Raw genomic sequence first — 17,472 nt, forward strand, 5'->3', positions numbered from 1 at the left:
GATGGGAGAATCATTCGATCCACGGGAATTCCAGCTAACTGCAATTCCCGGGATATGGCTACCGATAAGATATTGATTCCAATGACTATCCCACGTTGTCCTACTCGCACGCGCTGTACATTTGTCATGACTTGAGCAGCTCCGATGGACATCACGCCAGGTAACGTCCACCCTGGCACGGGTACGGCTGCTTCAGAAGCACCCGTTGCGATCAGGAGCAATGGGACTGTCATTTCCCCCTGTGTCGTAGAGACGACCCAGCCATTCTGGGATTGCGTCAAATGAAAGACAGAGACGCCGCAACAGATCTCTACACCGAGATGTTTCGCTTCCTCCGTGAGTCGGGCTGCCTCATCCAGCCCATTCCACCACACACCGTCCGGTTCTTCGTGAAGCTGTCCAAGCAAGCGGCCCCCAGGGCGATAAAACTCATCGACTACACGAACAGCCAATCCCTGCCTAGCACTTGCAATTGCTGCAGATAAGCCCGCAGGTCCAGCCCCGATGATGAGAAGGTCGATCATGCACCATGCCCTCCTTTTTTCAAGGGAGTAGGAAGGAGAGACCCAGCATTCACTTGCATACCTTCCTGCACAAGCGTCATACAAGCACGCACGGTAGGGACACCATCTACATGGACGCGACATTCATAACAGTGACCGATATTGCAGTAAATTCCTCGCGGAGTTCCTTTTTCCTCATGCACCCGAAGCGTACGGACCCCTGCAGCCAATAGGGCTCCCGCAATCGTCTCACCTTCGTAAGCCGTATAGACAGAGCCGTTATAATAAAAAGGTAGCTGTTTTCTGTCACCGAGTGAACCGAGGACCGGATGGTGATCAATTCGTTGACTCATGCCCGTTGCCCCCCAAGCGTTTGAAATGAGACAGGACGGATGGGCGGTTGGTATCCAAGAGGTACAGTATGTGAAGGCGCTTGGCCAGTTACTTGTTGAATGACCTGATCGATCAATGTACGGCAGGTTCTCCCACCGCAGCAGCCCATGCCGGCTCTGGTCCGTAGCTTCAGCTCGCGTGCGGTACATTGATAGGTTTGGGCGATCTCTACCAATTCAGCGAGAGTTACTTCTTCACAACGGCAAATAATCAATGGATGCGATTCCATGATGAAGCCTCCTTTCATTCTTGTTTGATGAAAAATGCAAGTGTCATGCCATGGGAAAGCGAGAGAGATCGTCCTGGCTGGCACAATACTTGCTGAATATTCTCAAAGAACGAGCCCAATCACGACAAACAAAAGAGGGATGACAGAGATGGAAAAAGTAACAAGACTGCGTGAGCAATTCGATTCACTTGGGATTGACGGGATTTTGATCACCAATGGACAAAACCGCCGATACCTCACAAACTTTACAGGTACATACGGAGTTGTCCTCATTTCTAGGGAACAGGCCAAGCTCTTCACAGATTTCCGTTACACAGCCCAAGCGCAAGCACAAGCAACAGGTTTTGAGATCGTTTATTTGCCGACAAAAGAATCCGTTTACAGTGAAGTGGCGCGCCAGGCGGAAGCGATGGGGATCAACCATCTCGGCTTTGAGGAGGAGAATGTCTCATTTGCTTTGCATCGTAAATACAGCGAGGCCGTCCAAACAGCATTCATTCCGACGTCAGGTGTTATTGAGGGATTGCGGATGATTAAGACAAAGGAAGAACTGGCGATCATCCGAACGGCTGCGCAAATCGCCGATGCGGCATTTTCCCATATTACTTCCTACCTGCGTCCTGGTATCACAGAGCTTGCGGTGTCTAATGAATTGGAAATGTTCATGCGAAAGGAAGGGGCGTCGGGCTCTGCTTTTGACATCATTGTTGCTTCTGGTTATCGTTCCGCACTTCCTCATGGTGTAGCGAGCGAAAAAATGATTGAAGCCGGGGATATGGTCACGCTGGACTTTGGCGCATTGTATCAAGGGTATCGCTCTGATATTACCCGTACGGTTGCTGTTGGCACTCCTGATGAACAGCTCAAAGCCATCTACGAGATCGTTTTGGAAGCACGCAATCGGGCTGTTGCAGGCATTCGTCCTGGCATTACCGGGAAAGAGGCAGACGCCTTCGCACGGGACTACATCACGGAGCACGGCTATGGCGAGCGATTTGGACATGGAATGGGGCATGGAGTGGGCCTCGATATTCATGAGGAGCCATTTATGTCCACACGTTGCACCGCTGTTCTCCAAGAAGGCATGATTTTGACCGTGGAGCCGGGGATTTATATCTCAGAGCTTGGTGGGGTCCGTATCGAAGACGATCTGGTTGTCACAGAGAGTGGCAATGAGGTGCTGACACATTCACCGCGTGAATTGATCATTTTGTAAATCGAGAGACAAAAGCCTTGGCCGAGTAAGTGGGCTGAGGCTTTTTTTTGTCTACCAGCGGTGTCTAAAATTTGAAACACAATAAGCAATACAGTGTACAAAAAAGTGTACAACAACCAACTCTAGAACGAAGCCACTGCCGCCTTCATTTTTGGCACATTTCTTGCATTCTGATAATTCTGAAAACTAACACATGACGACTGAACAATGGGGGTTGATCAAATGAAAAAAAGTATGTTCGCGGTAATGAGTAGCCTAGCAGTCATGGGATTAGCGTTAGCAGGATGTGGAGGAGGACAGCCAGCAGCAAAGCCAGCCGAGCAAGCATCACAGAGTGGACAGTCGAGTACGCAGCCAGCACCTGCCACCACGGCTAAAGAACCAGGAAAAGCCCAAGTCCTACGCTGGAATCTTCACTCCGAACCACCTACAGGTGATCCTGGACTTGCGGAAGACACGACTTCTGCTGCTATCGTCAAAGCAGTCTTTGATGGACTGACACGCATCGGGCCCTCGGGCAAGCCAGAGGAAGCAGTAGCCGAGAAGATTGAAGTATCGAGTGATATGAAAACATACACCTTCAAGCTGAGAGACTCCAAGTGGAGCAACGGAGAACCAGTAACAGCGCACGATTTCGAATACGCGTGGAAGCGAGCTCTCGATCCGAAGACAGCGTCCAATTACGCCTACCAGCTCTATTACATCAAGAATGCGGAAAATGCGAACAAAGGGACTGGCAGCTTGGATGATGTCGGCGTAAAAGCATTGGATGACAAAACCCTCCAAGTAGAATTGACGAATCCAACCCCGTTTTTTCTGGAGCTAACCGCCTTCCAAACTTATTTCCCGGTAAATAAAAAGGGAATCGAGGCAGATGAAAAGTGGGCCGGAGAAGCCAAAACACATGTAGGAAATGGTCCATTCAAAATGGCGTCTTGGGAACACAAAAGCAAAATGGTACTCGTGAAAAACGACAACTACTGGGACAAAGATAGTGTCAAACTGGACAAGATCGAGTTCTCGATGGTGGAGGATGAAAACACAGAGCTGTCCATGTTCGAAAATGGCGAGATTGACTGGGCAGGCAGTCCGTTAAGCTCGCTGCCAACAGATGCGATGCCAGCGCTTAAAGACAGCGGAAAGCTGCAAGTGAAGCCGGTCGGTGCTACCTACTGGTACAAGTTCAATACAGAGAAACCTCCGTTCAATAACGTGAAGATTCGTAAAGCTTTTGCCTACGTCATTAACCGTCAAATCTTGATCGACAACGTACTCCAAGCGAATCAGCAGCCAGCGATGGCAGCAGTTCCTCCGACAATGGGACTCAATACGGGCGGCTATTTCAAAGACAATGATCAAGAAACGGCCAACAAGCTGTTAGAAGAAGGAATGAAAGAGCTGGGCATCTCTAAACTGCCGCCGATCAAACTCAGCTACAACACGTCGGAAGGGCATAAAAAGATCGCAGAAGCGATTCAGGACCAATGGCGTCAAAACCTTGGTGCAGAAGTGAAGCTGGAAAATCAGGAATGGAAGGTGTACCTCGAGACCATGCACGAGGGCAACTATCAGGTCGGGCGTCTCGGCTGGTCGGGTGATTTCAACGATCCGATCAACTTCCTGGAGCTGTTCAAGGAAAAGGACGGGGGAAACAATGACACGCGCTGGGAGAATCCGAGATTCAAAGAGCTGCTGAATCAGTCCGCCACCGAGAGTGATCCGGAAAAGCGCAAGGCGATTCTGCGTGAAGCCGAGCAAATCATGATGGATGAAATGCCGATTATGCCGATCTACTTCTATACGCATACATGGGTGAAGAATGACAAGGTAAAAGGAATCTTCCAGGATGGTCTAGGCGCAATCGACTGGAAATGGGCATCAATCGAATAATATTCGAATGGGGGATGGGCTATGAAAAAGTGGGGAAGCGTGATAGTTGCAGCGATGTTGACTCTAACGCTTGCTGTAGCGGGATGTGCCAATCAAGGAGCTTCTACTGGAGGTGCAGACGCTAGCGAGATACTCGTCGGTGTGATTTTACCAATAACTGGTAATAATGCAACGGATGGAAAAGACATGCAAAACGCCATCGAAATGGCTGTCAAAAAAATAAACGACAGCGGCGGAGTTGTTGGAAAAAAATTGAAGATCGAAGTAGCTGATGATGGCTGCGATCCACAAATGGCGACGACAGCAGCCAATAAGCTGGTCTCTCAAAACGTAGTAGCTGTCGTCGGTGGCTACTGCTCAGGTGCGACATTGCCCTCATCGGGTGTATTCAAAAACGCCAACATTCCCATGATCGTTCCCGCAGCCAACTCAGCCAAATTACCCGCTCAAGGCTATGACACCCTCTTTTTGATCAATGGCCTAACCCCAGATCAAGCACAAACCGCAGCAGATTACATGGCAGCGAACCAGGCGAAAAAAGTCGTGCTCATCCATGACAATTCTGCCTACGCCAAAGACCTGGCCGATTTTGCCAAAGCGTCCGTTGAGAAATCCGGCGGAAGCGTCATTGCGTACGAAGCGATCAACCCCGAAGAAAAAGATTTCAGTGCGCTGGTCACAAAAATAAAAGGTCTCCAGCCTGACGCGACGTATTTTACCGGCTATTATGCGGCTGGCGGACTCATGGTCAAGCAATTCAAGCAAAAAGGCGTTTCCGGTCTGTTCTTCGCAGGCGATGGCTCATTTAGTGAGGACGTCATCAAGATTGCAGGCACAGACAATGCGGAAGGGCTTTTGATTACCGCGACCCCTACATCGGAATTCATCGAGGGGGCAGAAGCGTTCACTTCTGAGTACAAGCAGACGTACAACAACTTGGCACCGGGGCCTTTCTCAGCGTTGAGCTACAATGCGGTCAATCTGCTGGCAGATGCGATTGGGCGGGCGAACTCGACTGATCGTGACGCCATCAAAAAAGCGATCAAAGAAACAAAGGATTTCAAGGCGCTCGGACAAACGATCTCGTTCAACGCCCAAAATACGCTGGATACCTCCAACTTCGCCGTTTTGAAAGTGACGAGTGGCAAGTTCACATTAGCGAAGTAGGGCATACGTCAATCATTGCCTCAAATAAGGATGGTGGAGGAATGGATATTCTCGTCCAAACACTGGCGGACGGATTGGTCATCGGTGCTTTTTACAGTTTGATCGCATTGGGTTACACGATGGTTTTTGGCATTATCAAGCTGCTTAACTTCGCGCATGGCGATTTGTACATGCTCGGTGCATTTGTCGGTTATACCTTGCTCAGCGTGCTCGGCGGAGACTCTTCTGGGGCAGGCTTGATGGGAATATTGATTGTCTTATTGCTGACGATGGTGATTGTCGGCGTCATCGGGATGGGGATTGAGAGGGTGGCTTATCGGCCCCTCTTGTTGGCTCCACGTCTCTCGATCCTGATTACGGCAATTGGTGTCTCTCTTTTTTTGGAAAACGGCTCGATGATTGTTTGGGGAGCGCAGTATCAAGTGTATCCCTTGCAGCTTTCTCACGACGGCATTAGCCTGCTAGGGGCCAAAATCACATATGTCCAAATCGGGCTTGTCGTCATCTCGGCACTTTTAATGCTGAGCTTGCATCTATTCATCAATCACTCGCTGTACGGCAAGGCTATGCGGGCGATTGCGCTCGACCAGACGGCTTGTCATTTAATGGGCATCCATGTGCATAAAGTCATTGGCTTGACCTTTTTCATCGGTGCTTCATTGGCAGCAGGTGCAGGCACGATGGCAGGTGCTTATTACGGAACCGTCAATTTCATGATGGGCTTTATCATTGGACTCAAGGCATTTACGGCGGCGGTTTTGGGCGGAATTGGCAGCATTCCGGGAGCGATGCTGGGCGGGCTGCTGCTCGGGATGATGGAGACAGCCGGAACATTTATTTTCGGCGGTTCATGGAAGGACGTCGTGGCGTTTTCCCTGTTGATCCTGATTCTCGTATTAAAGCCAACGGGCATCATGGGTGAGAAAGTGACAGAGAGGATGTAGCGGATGAATCCATCTCGAAAAAAAATCGCTGTTGTCCTGTTGCTCGCCGTCGCGTGTGTACTGCCGTTTCTGTCCAATAACTACTGGCTGGATGTTGCGACACTTGCCTTGTTCTACGTTGTCTTGGCCCAGGGGCTGAATGTGGTAGTCGGCTTTGCCGGATTACTCGACTTGGGCTACGCTGCATTTTTTGCCGTAGGCGCTTATACGACAGGCATTCTAATGACGGTCTATCAATGGTCGTTTTGGCTGACCTTGCCTGTGGCCATGGTATTTGCGGCTATTGTGGGTGTGATTATCGGGGCGCCGACACTTCGGCTACGCAGTGACTACCTGGCAATCGTCACCCTCGGCTTTGGGGAAATCATTCGTATTTTAGCGATTAATCTTACGATTACCGGATCAGCTTCAGGCATTTACGGAATCCAGCGTCCTTCTATTGGGGGCTATGTTCTTGGCGGCCAGATCGACTTTTACTATTTGATCTTGATCATTGCTGTTTTGGCGGTCGTGGCTGTAAAACGGTTGGGCACATCACGCATCGGGAGGGCGTGGATGTATATCCGCGAGGACGAGGATGCTGCCGAAGCGATGGGCATTAACCGGATTAATATGAAGCTGATGGCGTATTCGATCGGAGCTGTCATCGGGAGTTTGGCTGGTTCTGTTTTTGCTGTCAAAATGAGTGCGATTGCGCCGCTCAGCTTTAGCTTTACCCAGTCCATCATGATACTTCTGGCAGTGGTATTGGGAGGCTTGGGCAGCATTCCTGGCGTCGTCTTGGGCGCCGTGCTGGTCATTGCTTTGCCGGAGCTGCTGCGCTCAGTGGAAGATTGGCGGTATTTGATCTTCGGCGCCGCGCTGGTCGCGATGATGCTGTTTCGCCCCCAAGGACTGTGGCCTGCCCGCTATGAGATGAAACGAGGCGCTAGACATGGCGAGACCGAGGAGGCTACGGAAGGGGGCAGCGGTAATGACGTCAAGCTTGACAGTGAAAAATGTAACGCTTAAATTCGGCGGTCTGACTGCGGTAAACGATTTGTCTTTTGCTATCAGCCCAGGCTCGATCAGCAGTATCATTGGCCCGAATGGAGCGGGGAAAACATCCGTTTTTAACATGATCACCGGATTCTACCGTCCGACAGCGGGGCAGATCAACCTTGAAGGCAACCAGCTCGTGGGAAAAAAGCCAAGCCAAATCACACAACTCGGCATGGCGCGAACGTTTCAAAACTTGCGGCTGTTTCCGAATTTGACGGTCTTGGATAATGTCAAATCAGGCATGCACAGCCGCACGAGCCAAACCGTCTGGGGAGCACTATGGCAGACTAGGGCACAGCGACGAGAGGAACAGTTGATCGAGGATACGGCAAGAGACTGCCTTCGCTTCTTGGGGATGGAAGACAGTTGTTGGCGCATTGCCAAAAACTTGCCGTATGGTGCTCAGCGTTATTTGGAAATCGCGCGGGCCTTAGCTACCAAGCCGCGAGTATTGCTCCTCGATGAGCCTGCTGCGGGGCTGAATTATGAGGAGAAGGAAGACCTGATTGCTTTGATCAAGCGAATCCGCACCCATTACGAGTTGACAGTGCTGATCATCGAGCACGATATGGGTTTGATCAAAAAAATATCGGAAAAAGTAATCGTCCTCGACTACGGACAGAAGATCGCAGAGGGAACTCCCGAGGATGTACTCAGTAATCCGCGTGTCGTAGAGGCCTACCTCGGAAAGGAGGAGGAGGCAATATGACACCACTTTTGACGATCAGCGGCATTCATTCGTTTTACGGAAAAATTGAAGCGCTCAAAGGTATCGACCTGCATGTGCATGAAGGAGAGATTGTCGCATTGCTAGGCAGCAATGGTGCAGGCAAGAGCACGACACTCAAAACGATTTCTGGAATCGTTCGACCAAGCAGTGGAGATGTCTTGCTTCATGGAAAGAGTCTCGTAGGCTGGGCTCCTCACCAGATTGTCGAGGCTGGCATCATCCATGTACCAGAAGGCAGGCGGATATTTTCTGGCTTGACTGTGCGTGAAAATTTGGAGCTAGGTGGTTTTACACAGAGAAAAGAGAAGGCGGCCATCGCAGAGGGGATTGAGCAGGCATTCGCGCTGTTCCCTCGATTGAAGGAGCGGAGTGAACAAATGGGAGGAACGCTGAGCGGAGGCGAGCAGCAAATGCTCGCAATCTGCCGCGGTCTCATGGCACGTCCAAAGCTCTTGATGCTAGATGAGCCGTCGATGGGGCTTGCCCCGATTATTGTGGTTGAGATCATGAATATAATCAGAGAAATAAACAGGCAAGGCACGACGATTCTTTTGATCGAACAAAATGCCAAGGCAGCGTTGAAGCTTGCTCATCGCGGCTATGTAATGGAGACAGGGCGCATCGTCATGGAAAATAGGGCAGACGTTCTCAGGGCCGATGATTCGATCGTCAAGGCGTATTTGGGCGCGTAGGCCGCATGCACTGCTTACGTGCCCGACGACAAAGGAGGAATCAACCATGGAATTGATCCGTATTTTGTCTGAGGTATTGCCTCCCAAAGAGGGGCGAAGGTTTCCTGATTTTTGCTCGAGGTGGCGTACGATATTTAAAAAGAAGCTGTAGTGGAGGGAAGAAGCGGATTTCCAGTCTACGCTTCGGCCTATGCCCCGCAAGGGGGAGAGGACTGTCCGCTCCGGAATGAATGGCGGGAGCGCTTCAAACGTAGAAGTTTCGAAGAGGGATTCCATAAGTGAAGCTGAAATTCCCCGCCATTCATTCCTACGCGGCTTTTGTAAAACATGATTGTAAGTCGATCCAAGCAGGTAACGCGCAATCATTGAGTCGTAAAACGAACCACAAATGCTTCACAGTCGTAATTCGATAACTCAAGATGATCAGCTAGCACAAGAAATCTACCTTGACCAACCCCAAAAACGGTTTGAAAAGCTCGATGAACACCTAACAGCTCGAAAGCCCTATCACAAGTTTGTAAGGAGACCGCCCGAACGTAGAGAGGATACAGGCGACTGGAAAACATGTGGCAGGGCTCCCCCATGCACTACCGTTGAAGGACAACGTTTTTTTACTTCCCCAATTTGTTATAGAGCGTGGCACGCGATATGCCAAGTCTTTTGGCAGCGGCCTGCTTGTTGCCGTTTTCCAGCTCGATGGCTCGCAATATGACGCGTCGCTCATGCGCTTCGATTTCTTCTTGCAGGGAAAAGAGATCGGGAGGGAGCTCAATCGGTACCTGTTTCGCCTGACCTTGCAAGGAATACGGCAAATCCTCTTCTTTGATAATACCGTCCGTCGCAAATACCACCAATCGTTCAATGGCATTTCGCAGCTCGCGAATGTTGCCTGGCCAGTCGTATTGGAGCAGGTTTTGCATTACATTTTGTGAGATAGCATGAATGGGACGGTTGTAACGTAAAGAGAATTCATAGAGAAAAAAGTGGGCGAGTTCAATCGTATCTTCAATGCGTTCTCGAAGCGGAGGAATTTTCAGCGTCACGACATTGAGCCGATAGAACAGGTCTTGGCGAAACTTCCCTTCCTTCACTAACTCCTCCAAATTTTTATTCGTGGCGGCAACTACGCGGAAGTCCGCCTCAATCTGCTTGGTCCCTCCGACCGAATAATACTTTTTCTCTTGAAGCACGCGAAGCAGCTTCACTTGCATATCGAGCGGCATTTCTCCTACCTCGTCGAGAAACAGCGTTCCGCCACGTGCCAGCTCAATCATTCCTTTTTTCCCTTTTTGATCCGCACCAGAGAAAGCACCTTTCTCGTACCCGAACAGCTCGCTTTCAAACAAAGTAGGCGAAATCGCACCGCAGTTGATGGCGATAAAGGGCGCATTGGAGCCTTCCCGCACATCATGTACGGCTTTGGCGAAAAGCTCCTTACCGACGCCGCTTTCCCCTGTGATCAAGACGGTTGCTTGTGTAGCGCTGAGCTTTTGGATCATGGACTTGATATGGCGAATGGGGAGACTCGTTCCCTTGATCTGTGCAAATGGATCAGGGGTCGGACTGAGCTTTGCCATTTCCTGCTGCAAATGATTCACTTTTTTATTGGCGTTCAACAGCTCCTGGTTCAGTCGGACCTGGCTCGTGATATCGGTTTCCGCCGCGACAGCACCGATGATTTTGTCATGCAAATAGATCGGATTGGTATTGATGAGCACAACGAGATCCTCTCGCGGCTGATGCTGATGACGGTAGAGAGACTGTCCACTTTGGAGCGATTTGATTGTTTCGAGCATTTCGAGCGGGAAAAATTCGGTGATCGGGCGACCAATCGTTTCTTTTGCTTTCAAGGAAAAGATTCGTTCAGCACCTTCTGTCCAAACCATCACACGTGCTTTTTCATCGATGACGGATATGGATGCATCCATGGTCTTAATCATCGTCTCGAAATACGCTTCCAAGATCTCATACGAGGAAAAAATGGCTTGTATGACGGCACCTCGATGAAGGTAGCCGACAGGGACTCCGGGCTGTTTTTCAATCAGGAGATAGTTGTGAGTAGCTAGCAGGTGAATGGCGTCGGCCAATGTTGAATCCAGTGTCATCACAGCAGCTGGTTCCCAAGGGGCTTGTGTGCAATCGATCGTCAAGTTGACGCTTAAATGGAAGGAATCGGCGACATACCAGCTGGTTTGATGCTTGGCAAATACAGGAATGGTTTCGTCCAACGGAGGAGGGAGAAGCTCTTGATCGTTGAAAATCCGCATGTTTGTCTGTATCAACTCGGTTAAGGCAGGAAGTTTGTGATTCAACTCGATCATCCCTTTTAAAAGAGGTAGTTCAAGTGTATAAAATTTTGAACATTTTCTCATTTATTATACATTCGCTCTTTCGGTTGTCAAAGAATTTAGACGAAATATTTTGGAAACCACGCTTGGAACGATTGGCATGGCTTTTGCAAAAAAAGAGTAAGAGAGTAGCAGAATACGCATTTGAGGAGAATCAGCATGACAGTACAAACTCATGCGCAGATTGCGGTAATCGGCGGTGGCATCATCGGTGCGGCGATTGCGTATTACGCTGCAAAGGCTGGATTGGATGTCGTTGTCCTGGAAAAAGGCGAGCTGGCATCAGGGACGTCCTCGCGCTGTGACGGGAATATTTTGGCGATCGACAAGGACCCCGGCTTTGACAGTCAGATGTCCCTGAAAAGCCAGATGCTCGTTGATCAGCTTAGCCGGGAGCTGGACCATACGTTTGAATATCGGGCACCGGGGAGCATTCTCGTCTGCGAATCAGAGGCCGAGATGGAAGCCGCCCATGAATGGGTGCGACGGCAAAAGGAAGCCGGACTGCCGTTTCGGATGCTGGACCGAGCGGATATTCGGCAGGAGTCGCCTTACTTTGCGGACGACTTGCTGGGAGGCTTGGAGTGCGCCACCGATTCTACCGTCAATCCGTACATGCTGACCTTTGCCTTGTTTGAAGGAGCGAAAAAGCATGGAGCGAGGATCATGCGCCGTACAGAGGTCAAGTCGCTTAGACGTGATCAGGCGACGGGAACGTTTCACATCGGGCTTGGTACCGGCAGCATGACAGCTAAGCAGGTCGTCAACGCCGCGGGGGTGTGGGCACCAGTCATTGGCAAAATGGTCGGGGTGGATATTCCGATCGTTCCGCGCAAAGGTCACTTGATCGTCGCCTCGCGGCAGATGCCGGTCGGCGTGCGTAAGGTGATGGAGTTTGGCTATCTCATCTCGAAGTTTGGTGGAGTGCGACAAGTAGACGAAGAGACAGAGAAGTATGGAGTCGCGCTCGTATTTGAACCGACAGAGAGCCAGAACTTCTTGATTGGCTCCAGTCGTCAGTTTATAGGCTTCGATACGCGGATTGATCTGAATGTCGTCAGGTGCATGGCGAGAAGAGCGCTGCGCTTTTATCCGAAGATCGCCGACTTTGCCATCATCCGCACGTATTGCGGTTTGCGCCCATGGACAGAGGATCACTTGCCGATTATTTCTCGCGTAGAAGAAGTTCCCGGTTACTTTATCGCGGCTGGTCATGAAGGAGATGGAATCAGTCTGGCTGCCGTCACAGGCAAGCTGGTGTCCGAGATGCTAGTCGATCAGACAGACACCATCATTCCGACAGAGCCGCTACGCTTGGAACGGTTTACGAAAAAAGGAGTGTTGCATCCATGAAAGCAACGAGGGTGTTTACCACCATTGACACGCATACCGGGGGAAACCCTACCCGCACGGTAATCAGTGGTCTGCCAAAGCTTACCGGAGCCACGATGGGAGAAAAAATGCTCCAGATGAAGGCCGAGTACGACTGGATTCGCTCGTTTTTGATGTATGAGCCGCGGGGGCATGATGTGATGTCCGGGGCCTTGATCGTTGATCCATGCCATCCTGATGCAGATGTAGGGGTGATCTATATCGAGACAGGCGGATACTTGCCGATGTGTGGCCACGATACGATCGGTCTATGTACCGCGCTGGTGGAGACAGGCATGATCCCCGTGACCGAGCCGGTGACAAAGCTAACGCTCGATACGCCAGCAGGCTTGGTCGAGGTAGCCGTACAGGTAGAGGGAGGGAAAGCCAAGGAAGTATCATTTGTGAACATTCCAGCCTTCCTCTATCAGCAAGATGTGACTGTAGAAGTAGAAGGGATTGGAGCGGTGACCTGCGATATTGCGTACGGTGGAAACTTTTATGCCATCACAGATGCACGCAAGCTCAATCTCGAACTGACGCCAGCCCATGCATCCACCATTGTCGATACGGCCGTCACGATTCGAAAAGCGATTAATCAGGCCATGGAGATCGTTCATCCGGAGAAGCCGTTTATTCGCGGACTGACCCATGTGGAGTTCTATACGGCCCCTGACAATCCGGGAGCGGATGTGAAAAATACCGTCGTCGTACCACCGGGCGGAATAGACCGATCGCCATGTGGAACAGGCACTTCCGCCAAGCTGGCAGTCTTGTTTGCCAAAGGGGAGATCGGGATAGACGAACCGTTTGTGCATGAGAGCATCGTCGGTTCTCTGTTTACAGGAAGAGTGCTGCAGGTGACGGAGGAAGGGGGGCTACCTGCTGTCATCACCCGAATTGCAGGCTCGGCCTGGCTGATGGGCAAGCATACGATTTTTTACAATCCGGAAGACGAGCTGGCGAATGGCTTTTTGCTCATACCAGCCGCAACGGATCATTAAAACAAAACCCAAATGTGAGAGGAGAATGAAAATGGCAAGATTTGAAGGAGTGTACGTGGCGATTGTCACGCCGTTTACTAACGATTATGAGGTGGATTACAAACGTTTGGCAGAATTGTGTGACTGGTTGATTCAGGAGGGCGTAGATGGACTGGTTCCGTCCGGTTCGCTGGGAGAATACGCGACAATGACAGGGGAAGAGCGGGCAAAAGTCATTCAAACCGTGATCGCTGCCGCAAAAGGTCGAGTTCCGGTGGTCGTAGGTTCTGCTGCTCCGTCTACCCGTCAAGCAGTGGAATGGGTGCAATTCTCCAAGGATGCGGGAGCAGCAGGGGTGATGGCCTTGCCTCCGATTAACTACAAGCCATTGGAAAATGAAGTGTTTGCCCACTACGAGGCACTGAACACTGTCGGGCTGCCGATTATTGCCTATAACAATCCTCACGACTACAAAATCGACCTGACACCGGACATTTTGGCAAGACTGGCGAAGTTCGAAAATATCGTCGCTGTGAAAGAATTCTCCGGTGACGTACGCCGCATGCAGGATATTCTCGCGCAGACGGATTTGGAAGTTATGGTCGGTGTAGACGATCTCGTCATGGAGGGCGGCTTGATCGGGGCGACAGGTTGGATTTCGGGTGTGCCAAATGCGCTGCCAAAAGAAGGAGTGGAGCTGTTCCGTCTGGCACGGGCAGGCAAGCTCAGCGAAGCACAAGCGCTTTATCGCCGCTTGTTGCCACTGTTCCACTACGATGCGAGTCCACAATTGGTACAGTCGATCAAATACATGATGGAGCTGGCGAATTTCCCAGTAGGACCGACTCGTCCGCCGCGTCTGCCGCTGTCTGAAGAATACTACGCAGGCATAAAAAAGGCGTTTGACTACGCTGTCGGCGCTGCAAGTGGACGATAAGGGGGACGGCTAGAATGCACAGCAAAAACTGGATTGGCGGCGAATGGATGACGCCGTCAGGGAAGGAACTAACGGTCAAAAACCCGTCGCGTATCACAGAAGAAGTCGGCGTTCTGCATCTGTCTGATCGGTCACATGTTTTTGCCGCTGAACAGGCAGCGCGTGCGGCACAGATCGGCTGGGCAAAACAAACGGGTGCAGCTCGTGGCGAAATCCTTTTTCAAATGGCTGCGGCACTGGAGGCAAATGCAGACAGCTTGGCACAGCTGGCAAGCCGAGAAATGGGCAAACAGCTTGGCGAGATGCGCGGAGAAGTGGCGCGCGGGGTCAGTCTGTTGCGCTATTATGCCGGAGAAGGGATGCGTTCCAACGGCAACCTGATTCCTTCTTCAGATACGAATGTCCTGCAATACAGCCGTCGTGTACCGCTCGGAGTTGTGGCGGCCATCACACCATGGAACTTCCCCGTTGCGATCCCCATCTGGAAGATCGCCCCTGCCCTCATTTGCGGGAACACGGTCATCTGGAAGCCAGCGGAAAATGGCTCGCTCACAGCGACACGACTAGCTGAAATATTTGCGGAAACAAAGCTGCCTGCGGGTGTTCTGAATCTGGTGATTGGCAAGGGCCGAGAGATCGGCAATACACTCACGAATGAAGCTGAAATCGATGCGGTCAGCTTTACAGGCTCATCGGAAACGGGCAAACAGATTGCCATCGCGTGCGCGGGTCGCAATATTAAATATCAAACCGAAATGGGCGGAAAAAATGTGGCAGTCGTTTTGGCTGATGCTGATCTGGATAAAACGGTTCCGATTTTGCTCAGCGGCGCGTTTCGATCGGCTGGTCAAAAATGTACGGCTACCAGCAGGATCATTGTAGAAAAAGCGATCTACCAGCCACTGGTCGAGCGATTGCAATCGGCTATGGAGACGTGCCGAGTAGGAGATGCCAGTGATCTGGAAGCGTATTTGGGTCCTGTTGCCTCGGCTGCACAATATGAGACGGTTGGGCAATACATCGCATTGGCTAACGCTGAAGCAACAGTCATTGCCCAAAGCCCATCATATGCAAAAGAGGAGCAAGGCTATTATATCCGTCCCCAAATTGTCGAGGGTGTCGCTGCCAATCATCGCCTCGTTCAGGAGGAAGTGTTCGGACCATTGGCTGTGCTTTTGACAGCAGACGGATTTGACGAGGCTGTGGAGCTGTGCAACCAGTCTGTGTACGGACTGAGTGCTTCACTGTTCACCCGAGACTTGGCGAGTGCCCATCGCTTTTTGGATGTGGCGCAGGCGGGGATGGTTCGGGTCAATCAGGAGACGGCAGGTGTGGAATACCAGGCTCCATTTGGTGGCATGAAGCTGTCCAGTTCACATACACGGGAGCAGGGTCAGGCGGCGCTTGATTTCTACAGTACGACGAAAACATGCGCGATCAAATACGCGTGGTGATCCATCAAGCTTTTCGCTAATCGCATAAAAAGGTGAGGATGTCATGCACATCAATCAGTTGTTTACGACGATCGAGGCCCATACCGGAGGGGAGCCGCTCCGCATCATAACAGGCGGGATCCCACCGATCGTGGGCGAGACGATTTTGGAGAAGCGACGATACTTTCGGGAGGAGCTGGACCATATCCGGCGGGTACTCATGTATGAACCGCGCGGGCATCATGGTATGTACGGCTGTGTCATGACAGAGCCCGTCAGCCCAGATGCGGCATTTGGCGTGCTGTTCATGCATAACGAGGGCTACAGTACCATGTGTGGGCATGGAATCATTGCGGTTGTGACGGCTGCCATTGAGACCGGGATACTTCGGCTGGGAGATCCAACAGAGCGGATTGTGATTGACAGTCCGGCAGGAAGAATCATTGCACACGCCACTGTAGAAGAATCGCTTGTCCATTCCGTCTCGTTTGAAAATGTCCCCTCCTTTGTTTTGGCACAAGACGTTCCCATTGAGTGGGGAGGACGTACTTTTTCAGTAGACATTTCTTTTGGCGGAGCATTCTATGCAGTTGTACAGGCAGACGATATCGGGGTTCAGGTAGAAATTGAACAATTGGCCGAGTTGCAAGAGTGGGGCCAGCGAATCAAGGAACAAATCGAGGCGAAAATGGAGGTTGTTCATCCGTTGGAGCCTGAGCTCAAAGGAATTTACGGGGTGATTATCTCGGATAAGCCGAGAGTGGAAGGATCAGACCTACGCAACGTGACGATTTTCGCCGACAAGCAGATCGATCGCTCACCATGTGGTACAGGTACTGCGGCTCGCGTAGCCACCTTGCATGCGCGAGGCAAGCTGGCTGCTGGAGAATCGTTTGTCCATGAAGGAATTGTAGGGAGCCAGTTTATCGGCAAAGTGGTAGCAACCACACAGGTGGGGAGTTATCCGGCTGTCATTCCGAGCATAGAAGGCAAGGCGTTCATCACAGGTCTGCATCAATTTGTCGTTGACCCTACGGACCCGCTGAAAGACGGATTTTTACTGCGTTAGGATCGTTTGCAAGAAAAAAGAGGTTGCCGATCACAGGCAGCCTCTTTTTCATCCCCCAAAAAGCCTGGTCACAATACTGCCACGCATTGGGACATCAGCATTTTTCCCCTTCTTCTGGTATAATGGACAAGATTGAATTTAGGAGTAAAGGGGTTGAATTTTTTGCCGTACAAAGCGTTAATTGAAGCGCATGTGGGTAGCTGGGAAGTCGCATTCGTGCTCTTGATCGTTGCCTACATCCTGTATCGCGTGGGTAAAGCAAAAGCAGGCAAGATCGTACATATGCTGCTCAGACTCATGATGGTCATCATTCTTGTATCGGGAGCTTGGATGCTTTTCGTGGGTCACGCAACAGATTTCTATTACTACGTGAAGGGCATTATCGCGGTTATCGCCTTCGGTTTGATGGAAATGTCCCTGGGCAAAGCAAAGCGACAAGAAGGCAGCATCGGCTTCTTCATCGGCTGTATTGTCGTTTTGGTGCTGGTTATTCTGCTTGGCTATCGCGTATTTATGTAAGATAGGC

General features: G+C 51.0%; 17 protein-coding genes (1 of these 17 running past the window's edge). 13 read left to right on the forward strand and 4 right to left on the reverse strand.

The window, feature by feature from the left end; translation table 11 throughout:
* The 3 genes in view from HP399_RS07810 to HP399_RS07820 are tightly spaced (each overlapping or abutting the next) and all read right to left on the reverse strand, a layout consistent with a single transcriptional unit that may run on beyond the window.
* Window positions 1–524, reverse strand: partial view of an NAD(P)/FAD-dependent oxidoreductase gene (locus HP399_RS07810; protein ID WP_173618838.1) — the 5' end (the start) only. It extends 682 nt beyond the left edge of the window; only the first 524 of its 1,206 coding nucleotides appear in the window; it begins with the start codon at window positions 522–524; the stop codon falls past the left edge of the window.
* A complete protein-coding gene (locus HP399_RS07815; protein WP_106655494.1) occupies window positions 521–856 on the reverse strand; it encodes a (2Fe-2S)-binding protein in 336 nt (111 codons plus the stop codon). The genes HP399_RS07810 and HP399_RS07815 overlap by 4 nt, the downstream gene beginning before the upstream one ends.
* A complete protein-coding gene (locus HP399_RS07820) occupies window positions 853–1,125 on the reverse strand; it encodes a (2Fe-2S)-binding protein (RefSeq protein ID WP_173618837.1) in 273 nt (90 codons plus the stop codon). The genes HP399_RS07815 and HP399_RS07820 overlap by 4 nt, the downstream gene beginning before the upstream one ends.
* A gap of 148 nt (window positions 1,126–1,273) precedes the next feature.
* Between HP399_RS07820 and HP399_RS07825 the strand changes: the two genes are divergently transcribed.
* The 7 genes from HP399_RS07825 (at window position 1,274) to HP399_RS07855 (ending at window position 8,805) form a co-directional block, all read left to right on the forward strand.
* Window positions 1,274–2,341 carry a M24 family metallopeptidase gene (locus HP399_RS07825; RefSeq protein ID WP_173618836.1) on the forward strand — a complete coding sequence of 356 codons (1,068 nt, stop codon included), beginning with the start codon at window positions 1,274–1,276 and terminating at the stop codon, window positions 2,339–2,341.
* Window positions 2,342–2,563: 222 nt separating this feature from the next.
* On the forward strand, window positions 2,564–4,231 hold the full coding sequence (locus HP399_RS07830) for a peptide ABC transporter substrate-binding protein (protein ID WP_173618835.1): 1,668 nt from the start codon (window positions 2,564–2,566) through the stop codon (window positions 4,229–4,231).
* 21 nt (window positions 4,232–4,252) lie between these two features.
* Complete coding sequence (locus HP399_RS07835) at window positions 4,253–5,398, forward strand: branched-chain amino acid ABC transporter substrate-binding protein (protein WP_173618834.1); 1,146 nt, start codon at window positions 4,253–4,255, stop codon at window positions 5,396–5,398.
* A gap of 41 nt (window positions 5,399–5,439) precedes the next feature.
* Window positions 5,440–6,342 carry a branched-chain amino acid ABC transporter permease gene (locus HP399_RS07840; RefSeq protein ID WP_173618833.1) on the forward strand — a complete coding sequence of 301 codons (903 nt, stop codon included), beginning with the start codon at window positions 5,440–5,442 and terminating at the stop codon, window positions 6,340–6,342.
* 3 nt (window positions 6,343–6,345) lie between these two features.
* Window positions 6,346–7,353: a branched-chain amino acid ABC transporter permease gene (locus HP399_RS07845; protein ID WP_173618832.1), complete on the forward strand. Its 1,008-nt coding sequence runs from the start codon at window positions 6,346–6,348 to the stop codon at window positions 7,351–7,353.
* Entirely contained in the window at window positions 7,316–8,092 is a 777-nt protein-coding gene (locus tag HP399_RS07850; RefSeq protein ID WP_173618831.1) for an ABC transporter ATP-binding protein, read from the forward strand. The genes HP399_RS07845 and HP399_RS07850 overlap by 38 nt, the downstream gene beginning before the upstream one ends.
* Window positions 8,089–8,805, forward strand: coding sequence for an ABC transporter ATP-binding protein (locus HP399_RS07855; protein ID WP_173618830.1), 717 nt, complete (start codon window positions 8,089–8,091; stop codon window positions 8,803–8,805). Before HP399_RS07850 ends, HP399_RS07855 begins: the two co-directional genes overlap by 4 nt.
* 611 nt (window positions 8,806–9,416) lie before the next feature.
* Here HP399_RS07855 and HP399_RS07860 read toward each other — a convergent pair.
* Window positions 9,417–11,177, reverse strand: coding sequence for a sigma-54 interaction domain-containing protein (locus tag HP399_RS07860; protein ID WP_173618829.1), 1,761 nt, complete (start codon window positions 11,175–11,177; stop codon window positions 9,417–9,419).
* Window positions 11,178–11,312: 135 nt separating this feature from the next.
* Between HP399_RS07860 and HP399_RS07865 the strand changes: the two genes are divergently transcribed.
* The 6 genes from HP399_RS07865 to HP399_RS07890 all read left to right on the forward strand — a co-directional run bounded on the left by HP399_RS07865 (window position 11,313) and on the right by HP399_RS07890 (window position 17,465).
* Window positions 11,313–12,506 (forward strand): NAD(P)/FAD-dependent oxidoreductase, encoded by a 1,194-nt coding sequence (locus tag HP399_RS07865; RefSeq protein WP_173618828.1) that lies wholly within the window; start codon window positions 11,313–11,315, stop codon window positions 12,504–12,506.
* Entirely contained in the window at window positions 12,503–13,528 is a 1,026-nt protein-coding gene (locus tag HP399_RS07870) for a 4-hydroxyproline epimerase (protein ID WP_173618827.1), read from the forward strand. The genes HP399_RS07865 and HP399_RS07870 overlap by 4 nt, the downstream gene beginning before the upstream one ends.
* A gap of 31 nt (window positions 13,529–13,559) precedes the next feature.
* Window positions 13,560–14,444 carry a dihydrodipicolinate synthase family protein gene (locus tag HP399_RS07875; protein ID WP_173618826.1) on the forward strand — a complete coding sequence of 295 codons (885 nt, stop codon included), beginning with the start codon at window positions 13,560–13,562 and terminating at the stop codon, window positions 14,442–14,444.
* 14 nt (window positions 14,445–14,458) lie between these two features.
* Complete coding sequence (locus tag HP399_RS07880; RefSeq protein WP_173618825.1) at window positions 14,459–15,898, forward strand: aldehyde dehydrogenase family protein; 1,440 nt, start codon at window positions 14,459–14,461, stop codon at window positions 15,896–15,898.
* Between the two features lie 43 nt (window positions 15,899–15,941).
* Window positions 15,942–16,946 carry a proline racemase family protein gene (locus HP399_RS07885; RefSeq protein WP_173618824.1) on the forward strand — a complete coding sequence of 335 codons (1,005 nt, stop codon included), beginning with the start codon at window positions 15,942–15,944 and terminating at the stop codon, window positions 16,944–16,946.
* Between the two features lie 153 nt (window positions 16,947–17,099).
* Complete coding sequence (locus HP399_RS07890) at window positions 17,100–17,465, forward strand: YisL family protein (RefSeq protein ID WP_007715853.1); 366 nt, start codon at window positions 17,100–17,102, stop codon at window positions 17,463–17,465.
* Window positions 17,466–17,472 lie beyond the last annotated feature (7 nt).

The organism is Brevibacillus sp. DP1.3A, from assembly GCF_013284245.2.
Taxonomy (GTDB): Bacteria; Bacillota; Bacilli; order Brevibacillales; family Brevibacillaceae; genus Brevibacillus.

What these genes read in the sequence shown, in the direction of transcription:
- HP399_RS07815 (WP_106655494.1), bottom strand. Translation starts at nt 856, where the DNA reads ATGAGTCAACGAATTGATCACCATCCGGTCCTCGGTTCACTCGGTGAC.
- HP399_RS07820 (WP_173618837.1), bottom strand. Translation starts at nt 1,125, where the DNA reads ATGGAATCGCATCCATTGATTATTTGCCGTTGTGAAGAAGTAACTCTC.
- HP399_RS07825 (WP_173618836.1), top strand. Translation starts at nt 1,274, where the DNA reads ATGGAAAAAGTAACAAGACTGCGTGAGCAATTCGATTCACTTGGGATT.
- HP399_RS07830 (WP_173618835.1), top strand. Translation starts at nt 2,564, where the DNA reads ATGAAAAAAAGTATGTTCGCGGTAATGAGTAGCCTAGCAGTCATGGGA.
- HP399_RS07835 (WP_173618834.1), top strand. Translation starts at nt 4,253, where the DNA reads ATGAAAAAGTGGGGAAGCGTGATAGTTGCAGCGATGTTGACTCTAACG.
- HP399_RS07840 (WP_173618833.1), top strand. Translation starts at nt 5,440, where the DNA reads ATGGATATTCTCGTCCAAACACTGGCGGACGGATTGGTCATCGGTGCT.
- HP399_RS07845 (WP_173618832.1), top strand. Translation starts at nt 6,346, where the DNA reads ATGAATCCATCTCGAAAAAAAATCGCTGTTGTCCTGTTGCTCGCCGTC.
- HP399_RS07850 (WP_173618831.1), top strand. Translation starts at nt 7,316, where the DNA reads ATGACGTCAAGCTTGACAGTGAAAAATGTAACGCTTAAATTCGGCGGT.
- HP399_RS07855 (WP_173618830.1), top strand. Translation starts at nt 8,089, where the DNA reads ATGACACCACTTTTGACGATCAGCGGCATTCATTCGTTTTACGGAAAA.
- HP399_RS07860 (WP_173618829.1), bottom strand. Translation starts at nt 11,177, where the DNA reads ATGAGAAAATGTTCAAAATTTTATACACTTGAACTACCTCTTTTAAAA.
- HP399_RS07865 (WP_173618828.1), top strand. Translation starts at nt 11,313, where the DNA reads ATGACAGTACAAACTCATGCGCAGATTGCGGTAATCGGCGGTGGCATC.
- HP399_RS07870 (WP_173618827.1), top strand. Translation starts at nt 12,503, where the DNA reads ATGAAAGCAACGAGGGTGTTTACCACCATTGACACGCATACCGGGGGA.
- HP399_RS07875 (WP_173618826.1), top strand. Translation starts at nt 13,560, where the DNA reads ATGGCAAGATTTGAAGGAGTGTACGTGGCGATTGTCACGCCGTTTACT.
- HP399_RS07880 (WP_173618825.1), top strand. Translation starts at nt 14,459, where the DNA reads ATGCACAGCAAAAACTGGATTGGCGGCGAATGGATGACGCCGTCAGGG.
- HP399_RS07885 (WP_173618824.1), top strand. Translation starts at nt 15,942, where the DNA reads ATGCACATCAATCAGTTGTTTACGACGATCGAGGCCCATACCGGAGGG.